This window comes from Mycolicibacterium brumae (assembly GCF_025215495.1).
Classification (GTDB): domain Bacteria; phylum Actinomycetota; class Actinomycetes; order Mycobacteriales; family Mycobacteriaceae; genus Mycobacterium; species Mycobacterium brumae.
Genome location: NZ_CP104302.1, coordinates 1,478,023 through 1,488,599 on the forward strand (window position 1 = coordinate 1,478,023; position 10,577 = coordinate 1,488,599).

General features: G+C 70.8%; 11 protein-coding genes. 5 read left to right on the plus strand and 6 right to left on the minus strand.

Annotated elements, in window-relative coordinates:
* Positions 1-278: 278 nt before the first annotated feature.
* Positions 279-932, minus strand: a complete 654-nt coding sequence (locus L2Z93_RS07195; protein WP_090592696.1) for a zf-HC2 domain-containing protein — start codon at positions 930-932, stop codon at positions 279-281.
* A 102-nt stretch (positions 933-1,034) separates the two neighbouring features.
* Between L2Z93_RS07195 and L2Z93_RS07200 the strand changes: the two genes are divergently transcribed.
* Entirely contained in the window at positions 1,035-2,432 is a 1,398-nt protein-coding gene (locus tag L2Z93_RS07200; RefSeq protein WP_090592779.1) for a class II 3-deoxy-7-phosphoheptulonate synthase, read from the plus strand.
* 58 nt (positions 2,433-2,490) lie between these two features.
* Here the strand turns inward: L2Z93_RS07200 and L2Z93_RS07205 are convergent, their stop codons facing one another.
* Positions 2,491-3,648: a protein kinase domain-containing protein gene (locus L2Z93_RS07205; protein WP_090592776.1), complete on the minus strand. Its 1,158-nt coding sequence runs from the start codon at positions 3,646-3,648 to the stop codon at positions 2,491-2,493.
* Between the two features lie 114 nt (positions 3,649-3,762).
* Here L2Z93_RS07205 and L2Z93_RS07210 point away from each other — a divergent pair, with 114 nt between their 5' ends.
* Positions 3,763-4,167 carry an Rv2175c family DNA-binding protein gene (locus L2Z93_RS07210; protein ID WP_090592693.1) on the plus strand — a complete coding sequence of 135 codons (405 nt, stop codon included), beginning with the start codon at positions 3,763-3,765 and terminating at the stop codon, positions 4,165-4,167.
* On the opposite strand, the gene L2Z93_RS07215 is transcribed toward L2Z93_RS07210, so the two are convergent.
* Positions 4,164-5,696 (minus strand): alpha-(1->6)-mannopyranosyltransferase A, encoded by a 1,533-nt coding sequence (locus tag L2Z93_RS07215; RefSeq protein ID WP_090592689.1) that lies wholly within the window; start codon positions 5,694-5,696, stop codon positions 4,164-4,166. The genes L2Z93_RS07210 and L2Z93_RS07215 overlap by 4 nt on opposite strands.
* Before the next feature lie 4 nt (positions 5,697-5,700).
* Positions 5,701-6,741, minus strand: coding sequence for a bifunctional (2E,6E)-farnesyl/geranyl diphosphate synthase (idsA2, locus tag L2Z93_RS07220; RefSeq protein ID WP_234786250.1), 1,041 nt, complete (start codon positions 6,739-6,741; stop codon positions 5,701-5,703).
* 119 nt (positions 6,742-6,860) lie between these two features.
* Here idsA2 and L2Z93_RS07225 point away from each other — a divergent pair, with 119 nt between their 5' ends.
* Positions 6,861-7,826 carry a methylenetetrahydrofolate reductase gene (locus tag L2Z93_RS07225; RefSeq protein ID WP_090592682.1) on the plus strand — a complete coding sequence of 322 codons (966 nt, stop codon included), beginning with the start codon at positions 6,861-6,863 and terminating at the stop codon, positions 7,824-7,826.
* On the opposite strand, the gene L2Z93_RS07230 is transcribed toward L2Z93_RS07225, so the two are convergent.
* Both L2Z93_RS07230 and L2Z93_RS07235 read right to left on the minus strand, forming a co-directional pair.
* Positions 7,798-8,481 carry a DUF3153 domain-containing protein gene (locus L2Z93_RS07230; RefSeq protein WP_164886123.1) on the minus strand — a complete coding sequence of 228 codons (684 nt, stop codon included), beginning with the start codon at positions 8,479-8,481 and terminating at the stop codon, positions 7,798-7,800. The genes L2Z93_RS07225 and L2Z93_RS07230 overlap by 29 nt on opposite strands.
* 26 nt (positions 8,482-8,507) lie before the next feature.
* Positions 8,508-9,080: a GNAT family N-acetyltransferase gene (locus L2Z93_RS07235; protein ID WP_234786249.1), complete on the minus strand. Its 573-nt coding sequence runs from the start codon at positions 9,078-9,080 to the stop codon at positions 8,508-8,510.
* Positions 9,081-9,314: 234 nt separating this feature from the next.
* Between L2Z93_RS07235 and L2Z93_RS07240 the strand changes: the two genes are divergently transcribed.
* Together L2Z93_RS07240 and mraZ are read left to right on the plus strand one after the other, a co-directional pair.
* Positions 9,315-9,701, plus strand: coding sequence for an SCO2097 family morphological protein (locus tag L2Z93_RS07240; protein WP_090592676.1), 387 nt, complete (start codon positions 9,315-9,317; stop codon positions 9,699-9,701).
* Positions 9,702-9,966: 265 nt separating this feature from the next.
* Positions 9,967-10,398, plus strand: coding sequence for a division/cell wall cluster transcriptional repressor MraZ (mraZ, locus tag L2Z93_RS07245; protein ID WP_090592672.1), 432 nt, complete (start codon positions 9,967-9,969; stop codon positions 10,396-10,398).
* The last annotated feature ends 179 nt before the right edge of the window (positions 10,399-10,577 follow it).

Here is a 10,577-nt window from a genome sequence, read left to right on the forward strand (position 1 = left end):
AGTCACGTGGACTCGGTCATTCCCAGGCCTTGCGCATCAGCTGGGCGTCGTCGAGTCCGGCGGCCCCCTGTCCGAACCGCTCAAGGTCAGTGTGGGTGACCGTGACTCGCGCAACCAGGGAGTCCTGGGGTCGATCTGCGACGGATGCACTCGCCTCGCGACACGCCCACCTCGGCGGCGCGCGCGTCGATGCCGGCCAGCACGTCGTCGGGCACGTTGTGGATCACGATGTAGCCCATGCATTGATCATGACATCCGCGACCACCACATTTCGCGCCTCAACCCGCCTCGCGCAGCCGCCGGGGCGTGGCGGCCGACTCCGGCAGCACCACATCGGCCAGCACCGAGCCCGAAGGGCGATCAGCCCGCGACGCCCGCCATACCAGCGCCGCCAGCACCGCGCCGACGAGCACCGGCAGGTGCGACAAAGCCCGCGCCACCCCGACATCCCCGGCCAGCGCGTCGGCGACCACATAGCCGCTTAGAAGCAGCGTGAAGAACCCCAGCACGGCGGCGACGCCGGCGGCGAACACGGGCCGCCAGGCGGCCAGCAGCATCGCCGCGCCCACCGCCGCGGACCAGGCCGTCGATTCGTTGAGCAGATGCCCGCCGCCGTGCCCCAGCCCCAGATCACCGGAGACACCCTGCAGTGCGGCCAATCCGAGCTGGACACCGCCGACCACACCCAGCGCCACCCGAAGGACCGGCACGCGCCGGATGACAGGCGCGGCGCCGGGGGAGACCGCCGACACCGCGGGCGCGTCAATCCCCGCCAGCGCCCGCAACGCCGACGCCTGCTCCGCGGCCCGGGCATGCCAGCCCCGGCAGTCGGGGCAGTCGGCGAGGTGCTCGTCGACCCGGGCGGCGGGCACGGGTTCACGCTCGCCGTCGATGCGGGCCGACAGCGCCTCGCGGGCGACGTCGCAGTTCACCTCTTAATAGTCGCGCAGCGGCCCGGCTTTTCTCCCGAGACCCCACTCCCGGACACCCCCGCCGTGGAAAAATCGCTGTTGGCCGCCGGTTACCATGGACGGGTGAACTGGACCGTTGACGTGCCCATCGAACAGCTGCCTGACCTGCCGCCGCTGCCCGAAGACCTGCGCACGCGCCTGGACGACGCGCTGTCGCGCCCGGCGGTTCAGCAGCCCAGCTGGGACGCGGATCAGGCCAAGGCCATGCGCACGGTGCTGGAAAGCGTCCCGCCGATCACGGTGCCCACCGAGGTCGAGCGGCTCAACAGCCAGCTCGCCCAGGTGTGCCGCGGTGAGGCGTTTCTGCTGCAGGGCGGGGATTGCGCCGAGACCTTCGCCGACAACACCGAGCCGCACATCCGCGCCAATATCCGCACCCTGCTCCAGATGGCCGTGGTGCTGACCTACGGCGCCAGCATGCCGGTGGTGAAGGTGGCCCGCATCGCCGGCCAGTACGCCAAACCGCGCTCGTCCGACATCGACTCCCTCGGCCTGCGGTCCTACCGCGGCGACATGATCAACGGGTTCGCCCCCGACGCCGCGGTCCGCGAGCACGACGCGTCCCGGCTGGTGCGCGCCTACGCCAACGCCAGCGCCGCGATGAACCTGGTCCGGGCGCTGACCGCGTCGGGCCTGGCCTCGCTGCACCTGGTGCACGACTGGAACCGCGAATTCGTCCGCACCTCGCCGGCCGGGGCCCGCTACGAGGCCCTGGCGGGGGAGATCGACCGCGCGCTGCGCTTCATGAGCGCCTGCGGCGTCAACGACCGCAACCTGGAGTCGGCCGACCTGTACGCCAGCCACGAGGCGTTGGTGCTCGACTACGAGCGGGCCATGCTGCGACTGGCCGACGACTCCGACGAGGCCGGCGGCAACTTCAAGCTCTACGACCTGTCCGCGCACTACCTGTGGATCGGGGAGCGCACCCGTCAGCTCGACGGCGCCCACATCGCGTTCGCCGAGGTGATCGCCAACCCGATCGGGGTGAAGATCGGCCCGAGCACCAGCCCCGAGCTGGCCGTCGAGTACGCCGAGCGGCTCAACCCGAACAATGTGCCGGGCCGGCTGACCTTCGTGTCCCGGATGGGCAACAACAAGGTGCGCGACGTGCTGCCGGCCATCATCGAGAAGGTGCAGGCCTCCGGACACCAGGTGATCTGGCAGTCCGATCCGATGCACGGCAACACCCACGAATCCTCCACCGGTTACAAGACCCGGCACTTTGACCGGATCGTCGACGAGGTGCAGGGCTTTTTCGAGGTGCACCATGCCCTGGGCACCCACCCGGGCGGCATCCACGTCGAGATCACCGGCGAGAACGTCACCGAATGCCTGGGCGGCGCCCAGGACATCGGCGACCACGATCTCGCCGGCCGCTACGAAACCGCGTGCGATCCGCGGCTCAACACCCAGCAGAGCCTCGAGTTGGCGTTCCTGGTCGCCGAGATGCTGCGCGGCTAGGAGCGAAGCGACCAGCGCAGCAGCCTCGGCGTAACGGCGGCGCCGAGATGCTGCGCGGCTAGAACAACCCCGGCAGGTGGGCGCCCAGCGTCCACCCGCCGAGCGCCGCGCCCGCGGTGAGCAGCCCCACCACCAGCACGGCCACCAGTAGGTTGCGGCGCTGCCGGTGCCGGTCCCAGACGAACGCGGACATCTCCACGCCGGCGAATTGTGCTGGCGGGTAATCGGATTCGGCGTCCCGCTGATCAGCGTCGAAGCCGAAGCCGTCCTCGGCGATTGCGGTGGCCTCCACCGCCCGGGGATGCCGGACGGTCTCGTGCTCGTCGGGGTCGCGCGGCAGCGCGCGGGTCGGGTTGCGGACCGGCGCCGGCGCAGCAGGGGGCGACAGGCGCGGAGGCGCGGCGACGGTCCCCCGGTCCGGGCGCGACGGCGTCGGCACCCGGAACGCCGGCAACGCCAGCTCGGTGGCGATGGCGTCCAGATCGGCGGCCATCGCGGCCGCGTCGGGATAACGCTGGTCGCGGTCCCGCCGGGTCGCCCGGGCGACGAACTCGTCGAACTGGGCCGGCACCCCGGCGATCGCCGCGCTGGGCGGCGCGACGTCGGCGTCGACCCGCCGGTAGGCCACCGCCAGCGCGCTGTCGCCGTCGAACGGGGTCGCCCCGGTGAGCAGCTCGTAGGTCAGCACACCCAGGGCGTACACGTCGCTGCGGGCGTCGGCGTCGCCGGTGGTCACCTGCTCCGGCGAGAGGTAGGCGGCGGTGCCCAGAATGACGCTGGTGGAGGTGATCCCGGCCTGCGCCAGCGCCCGGACCAGACCGAAGTCGGCGAGTTTGACGTCCCCGTCGGCGGAGATCAGCACGTTCTCCGGTTTGATGTCGCGGTGGATCAAGCCGGCCCGGTGCGCGACCGCCAGCCCGGCCAGCACCGGGCGCAGCACCGCGGCGGCGGCGTGCGGCGGCATCGGCCCGCGCTCACGCAGCAGGTCCCGCAGGGTGCCGCCCTCGACCAGTTCCATCACCAGAAACGGCCGGCGCAGGTCCACGCCCTGGTCGTAGACGGCGACCAGGCTGGGGTGCGACATCCGGGCGACGGCCTTGGCCTCCAGCTCGAACCGGTCCAGGAACTGCTGGTCGCCGGCGTAGCGGGAGTCCATCACCTTGATCGCGACCGGCCGGTCCAGCCGCAGGTCCACCCCGCGGTACACCGTCGACATGCCGCCGGAGGCGATCTCGTCGTGCACCTGGTAGCGACCTTCCAGGGTCGCGCCGATGAGCTCGTCTGCCGCCACGCGCCCATGGTAGAGGCGCCGCCTCCTAGACTGACGCAGGTGAGTTCCATTCCCGCCGGCCAGGACGTCCTCGATCCCGACGAGCCGGTCTACAACCTGCCCGAGGTCGCCGAACTGCTCCGGATCCCGGTCACCAAGGTGCACCAGCAGCTCAAGGACCGCCACCTGGTCGCGGTGCGCCGGAACAAGGTCGTCGTGATCCCGCAGGCGTTCTTCACCCCGGCCGGCCATGTGGTCCGGCAGTTGCCCGGGTTGCTGTCGCTGCTGCATGACGGCGGCTATGACGACACCGAGATCCTGCGTTGGTTGTTCACCCCCGACGAGTCGTTGACGATCACCGTCGACGGCTCCCGCGAGCAGACCGGGAACGCGCGGCCGGTGGACGCGCTGCACTCGCATCAGGCCCGCGAAGTGATGCGCCGGGCGCAGGCCCGGACCTTCTAGCCGACCGACGAGCCGGACCCGCCGGCCGGCGCGTCCTGCGGCGCGCGGGCCAGGTACCGCCAGGCCGCCACCGCGCAGACGGTGGCCAGCAGTACGTGCACCACCGAATACATGCCGTGGCTGCCGTCGGGTTTGAAGATCACCATGATCCAGGTGGAGAACCCGGCGACCAGCGCGACGGCGGGCCGGGACTGCACGAGCGCCGCGCCGACGGCCAGCGGCCAGCTGTAGTACCAGGGCAATGCGGCCGGCACGAAGAGCACCACCACAACCATGGCCAGGCTCATCCCGATCAGCACATCCCGGTCGGTGCGCCGGAACCGCCACCACAGCGCGACCAGCGCCACCGCGATGACCGTCGCGCCGACGATTCGGGTGACCTCCAGCACGGCGTAGAAGTTCACCGCCATGAACAGCCCGCCGACGGAGTTCACCAGATTCGCGATCGCGGTCGGGACGGTCAGCCAGTTGATGATCTTCACCGATCCGGCCAGCGCGGTCAGCCAGCCCAGCCCCACCCCGGCGACCAGCGAGGACACCGCGAACACCGCGATGAAGACCAGCACCGTGCCGGCCGAGGCCGCTGCGAACGCCGTCACCGACCGGTAGCCGCGGCGGCGGCTCATATTGCGCATCCACACCCAGACCAGGAACGGCGCGGCGATGCCCGCGGTGGCCTTGACCGCGGTGGCCAGCGCCACCAGGGTCATCCCGGCCATCGGCCGGTCGGCGAAGGTCAGCGCGACCCCGGCGGCCATCAGCCCGACCATCAGCATCTCGTTGTGCACCCCGCCCATCAGGTGCACGATGACCAGCGGGTTGAGCGCGCACACCCACAGTGTGGTGGTGGGGTCGGCGCCGATGTGGCGGGCGATGCGGCGCAGCGCCCAGATCAGCAGCACCAGCCCCGGCAGCATGCACAGCCGCAGCACCATCGCGCCGGCCACCACATTGTCGCCGGTGATCATGGTGACGAACCGGGCCACCAGGATGAACGCCGGCCCATAGGGGGCGGTCGTCGTCGTCCAGATCGGGCTGACGTTGTCCAGCAGCCCGTTCGGATTCTCGATCGGCCCGACGGCGTACGGGTCGAACCCGTCCCGCAGCAGCGCGCCCTGGGCGAGGTAGGAGTAGGTGTCGCGGGAGAACAGCGGCACGCTGAGCAGCAGCGGCGCCAACCAGAAGCCGGTGGTGGCGATCATGGTGTATTCGGTGCTGCGGCCGGCCAGCGTCCGGCGGCCGAGTAGCAGCCAGGCGGCCAGCATCACCGCGACGCCGCCCCACAACAGGATCGACGACACCACCAACCCGTGGCCGAACCGCAGCCAGGACAGGCCCATCGCCTCCAGCAGCGGATCGTGCACCCGGGTGCTGCCGGCGCCCAGGCCGCCCACGGTCACCGACACCGCGCCGGCCAGCCCGAGCAGGGCGGGACGCGCGTCGTCGGAGCGGGCGAACGCGCGCAGCCGGGTCCAGTTGCGGGCCAGTCGTCCGGCGTCGGTCGCGGTGCTCACACCTTCGGCGCTCATCAGCTCACGCGCTCCGGTGCGCGACCCGCCGGGCCAGCTGCGCCAGCCCGGTCTTGGCGGTGTCGTTGATCGGGGCGGCGGCCAGTCGGTCCAACGCGTCGTCGGCCAGCGCGGTGATGCGGTCCTCGACGGCGGCCAGCGCGCCCACCGATTCGATGGCGTCGCACATCCGGCGCACCTCGGCGTCGCTCAGGTCGGCGCCGATCCCGCTGCGCAGCAGGTCTTCGGCGGCCGGGTCGGTGGCGGCGGCGCGTTCGACGGCCTCGGCCAGCAGCACGGTGCGCTTGCCGGAGCGCAGATCGTCCCCGGACGGTTTGCCGGTGACCGCGGGGTCGCCGAACACACCGAGCACGTCGTCGCGGAGCTGGAAGGCGACGCCGAGGTCATTGCCGACGCCGTGGAACAGTTCCTGCACGTCGGGGCGGTCGGCGGCCGCCGCGGCGCCGAGCTGCAGCGGCCGGGTGACGGTGTAGGACGCGGTCTTGTAGGTGGCCACCCGCATCGCGGATTCGATGCACGGCGCCCCGGTGGCCTCCACCACGATGTCGAGGTACTGGCCGCCGAGCACCTCGGTGCGGATGGCCGACCAGATCCGCTGCACCCGGCGGGCGGCGTCGTCGGGCAGATCCACCGAGGCCAGCAGGTCGTCGGCCCAGACCAGCGACAGGTCGCCGAGCAGGATGGCCGCCGACGCGCCGAACTGGTCGGCGGAGCCGGACCAGCCGTTGGCGCGGTGCAGGTCGGCGAACTGGATGTGCACGGTGGGTTTGCCGCGGCGGGTGTCGGAGGCGTCGATCACGTCGTCGTGGATCAGCGCGCAGCCGTGCAGCAGCTCCAGCGCGCCGAACAGCGGCAGCATCGGCTCGAACCCCTCGGATTCGGGGGCCACCGCGCGCCAGCCCCAGTAGGCGAACGCCGGGCGCACCCGTTTCCCGCCGCTCAGCACGAACGTCTCCAGGGCGGCGATCAACCGGTCGTAGTCGGGCCCCATATAGGAGGCCTCGCGCCGACGGGCCGCCAGATACTGCCGGAGTTGTTCGGTCACGGCGTCGGCCAGTTCGACGGCCGACGGTGCCGCTGCGTTGACGCTCAGCGCGCCGCCCCTTTCTTCCTGCTCAGATAGCGCCCGGAGGGCTGAAGACAGACTAGACCTATGCTGGGGCCGTGACATCCGAGCATTCCGAGCGCCCGAGCGTGTCTGTGGTGGACCGGATCGCCGAGATCGCCAAAGGCCGAACCCCGTTCTCCGTCGAGTTCTTCCCGCCGCGCGACGAGGCCGGTGAAGCCCAGTTGTGGCGCGCGGCGCGCGCCTTCGAGCCGATGGGCCCGGCGTTCGTCTCGGTGACCTACGGCGCCGGTGGCACCACCCGGGACCGCACCGCCCGCATCGTGGGGGAATTGGCCTCGACGACGTCGTTGCTGCCGGTCGCGCATCTGACCGCGGTCGGGCACAGCGTCGATGAACTGCGCGGGCTGATCGACTCCTTCGCCGCGGTCGGGGTGCGCAACCTGCTGGCGTTGCGCGGCGACCCGCAGGGCGGAGTCCGCCAGGAGTGGGTCAAGCATCCCGAGGGCCTGGAGTACGCCGTCGAGCTGGTGGAGCTGATCGGCGCGGCCGGGGACTTTCACGTCGGGGTGGCCTCCTTCCCAGAGGGCCACCCGCGCGCGGTGGACCTGGACGCGGACACCGCGAACCTGGTTGCCAAGCTGCGGGCGGGCGCCGAGTACTCGATCAGCCAGATGTTCTTCGACGTGGACGATTACCTGCGGCTGCGGGATCGGGTGTGCGCGGCGGATCCCGAGCAGGGCGCCAAACCGCTGATTCCCGGGCTGATGCCGATCACCTCGCTGCGGTCGGTGCGCCGGATGGTGGAGCTGATGGACTCCGAGATCCCGGCGACCGTGCTGGACCGGCTGACCCGCGCGGCCGGCGACGGGCCGGAGGAGGACCGCGACGCGGTCCGCCGGGAGGGCATCGCGTTGGCCACCGAGATGGGCCAGCGCCTGATCGACGAGGGCGCGCCGAGCCTGCATTTCTGCACGCTGAACTTCGCCCGGGCGACCAGCGAGGTGCTGGCCAACCTGGGCATGATCGAGCAGGCTAGTCCTGCTCCGTCGATCCGACGCTGAGCCGGGGCGAGGTGTCCCGGAACCGGTAGGCCAGGTACCCGACGATCCCGGCGGCGATCAGCGCGGCCAGGCCCAGCCAGGTGGCGGCCCGGTTCAACGCCCGGGTGCTGGGGTCGGTGTAGCGGGACTGGGCGGCCATGGTGTTGACGATTCCGGCCTTGAGTTGCCAGTTCACCGACTGCCCGGAAACCCGCTCGCCGTTGGTGGAGGTCACCTCGCCGGGGAAGTTCACCGTCAGGCGCACCTCGTTGTCGCCTTCGGGCAGTGACGTCAGATCGACCCGGCCCTCCAAGATCACCAGGTCCCCGGCGCGGCGCAGCGACAGGTCCACGCCGGCAGCGTCGGCGTTCAGGTCGGCCAGCTGCGGAACCTCGCCGAAGCTCAGGTTGGAGAACACCGCCTCAGACCCGACGTAGCCGTCGTGGTTGTACTTGGAGACGGCCAGCTTGTTCCCGAAGGATAGGTCGCGGCGGAACTGCGGGCCGGGATCGTCATCGGTGGCGGGTTTGACCGCGGCCATGATGTAGCCGGAGACGGTGTCGTCGGCGGAGACGGTCAGGGTGGTCCGGGCCCGCAGGCAGCCGGTCGCCAGCGGCGCGATCACCAGCAGCAGCACCGTCAGGGCCAGCAGACGCAGTCGTCGGGGGGCGCGCACCCGGCCATCGTGCCAGACGCGCGGGTTCACAGCGGCAGGGACCGGCCCAGGATGGCGAACGGCCGCGGATCCCCGGCGAATCGGTAGCCACGCAACACGTCGGCGAACCCGAGTCGGCGATACAGCCGCCAGGCCCGGTTGGCGTCGCCGCTGATCTCCGGCGTGGACAGCAGCACCGTGTCCTCCGCGCGGGGGCGCAGCATCCGCCGGGCCATTGCCTCGCCCAGCCCGCGGCCTTGGGCCCCGGGATGAATGTGCAGTTCGGTCAGCTCGAAGTAGTTGTCCATCCACGCTGCGATGGCGGCCTCGGGCGCTCCGGCGCGACGCAGGCCCGACACCACCTGCTGCTGCCACCATTGCCCGGACGCGCCGCGGTATCCGTAGGCGATGCCGACGAGGCGGTGCTCGGCGTCCAGCGCCGCCACCCCGGACCAGCCCGCGCGCCGGGAGTGTTCCAGCCACATGGCGGCCCGCTGGTCGGCGGTGCCCGGGGGATAGCCCATCGCCGCGACGTACACGCCGAGCGCCTCGGGCAGTCGTTTGCGCAGGTCATCGACGGACAGGTCGACCAGATAGGTCGAGGTTGACGTGCCGGTCACCGCTGCGTGGCCTCTCGGTAGGTGGCGCTGCGGGCCCTATTATCTCCCGACGCGGGAGGTGGGCGCTTCGTCGCGCGTCGACAGCGATTAGAATCGGCACGGGAACAAGGTGGTAACGGGCCGGTTCTGCTCGTATCATTGACCTATGTGTCCGAAACCTCGGGCACAGGAGTTGTTCAGACACGGTCGCAACCGGTTTGCGACCACGACCGCCGCGCCGGCAAGGAGGGACGAATGCCACTCTCCGAGCATGAGCAGCGCATGCTTGATCAGATCGAGAGCGCGCTCTACGCCGAAGACCCCAAGTTCGCCTCCAGCGTCCGTGGCGGTTCGATGCGGGTGCCCTCGGCCCGCCGTCGCCTGCAGGGCGCGGCGTTGTTCGTGCTGGGTCTGGCCATGCTGGTCTCCGGAGTGGCGATCAAGGCCACCATGATCGGTGGTTTCCCGGTGCTGTCGGTGCTGGGCTTCGTGGTGATGTTCGGTGGCGTGGTGTTCGCCGTCACCGGCTCGTCGAAGACGACCGCCGCGACGACCGAGTCCCCCGCCGCGAAGACCCCCAAGAACCAGGGCGGCTTCAGCAACCGGATGGAAGACCGCTTCCGCCGCCGCTTCGACAACTGACCCACCGGCGGGACGGCTCACCACCGTCCCCCACTTTCCCCCCGACTTCTGCCCAGGCCGTTGGCCTGGGCTTTTGTCGTTTCTGGGCCGTGTTCGGCCGTCCTGTCCCGTCCGTGCGGTGGGGGAAGTGGGTCGACGGTGGGAGAAGACACGGATTCGGGGGAGCTATATGGAGCAAAGTGGGGGATAGTGGGGTATTGTGGCTGACAACGGAGCGACGGGCTGACGAGACCGCCGCACCCAGAGTCAAAGCGGGAGGCGCCACGTGTTTCTCGGCACCTACACGCCCAAGCTCGACGACAAGGGCCGGCTCACGCTGCCGGCGAAGTTCCGGGACGCACTGGCAGGAGGGGTGATGGTCACCAAGAGCCAAGACCACAGCCTGGCCGTGTATCCCCGCGCCGAATTCGAGCAGCTGGCCCGCCGCGCCGCGGCGGCCTCCCGCAGCAACCCCGACGCCCGCGCCTTCCTGCGTAACCTGGCCGCCGGCACCGACGAGCAGTTGCCGGACGCCCAGGGTCGGGTCACCCTGTCCGCCGACCACCGTCGCTACGCCGGCCTGTCCAAGGAATGCGTCGTGATCGGGTCGGTGGACTATCTCGAGATCTGGGACGCCCAAGCCTGGGAGTCCTACCAGCAGTCCCACGAAGAGAATTTCTCCTCGGCCAGCGATGAAGCTCTGCGCGACATCATCTGAGGTGAAGGTAGACCCGGGCCGCGCACCGCGGTCTCTGTCCGAACGGGCCCTGACGCACTTCCCCGGCGCCAGGTTCGCGAAGTCGGGCAGGGGCCACGGTGCACGGCAGGCTCGACGAGCGAGGAACGAGCGAGGAAGAGGCCGGACGCTCGACACGCGGCCGGTTCGACGAGCGAGGA

Bases quoted from the DNA above. Each gene is read 5' to 3' on its own strand.
- L2Z93_RS07205 (WP_090592776.1), bottom strand. From the start codon at position 3,648: ATGTCGACGGTGTACCGCGGGGTGGACCTGCGGCTGGACCGGCCGGTC.
- L2Z93_RS07215 (WP_090592689.1), bottom strand. From the start codon at position 5,696: ATGAGCGCCGAAGGTGTGAGCACCGCGACCGACGCCGGACGACTGGCC.
- L2Z93_RS07240 (WP_090592676.1), top strand. From the start codon at position 9,315: ATGCCACTCTCCGAGCATGAGCAGCGCATGCTTGATCAGATCGAGAGC.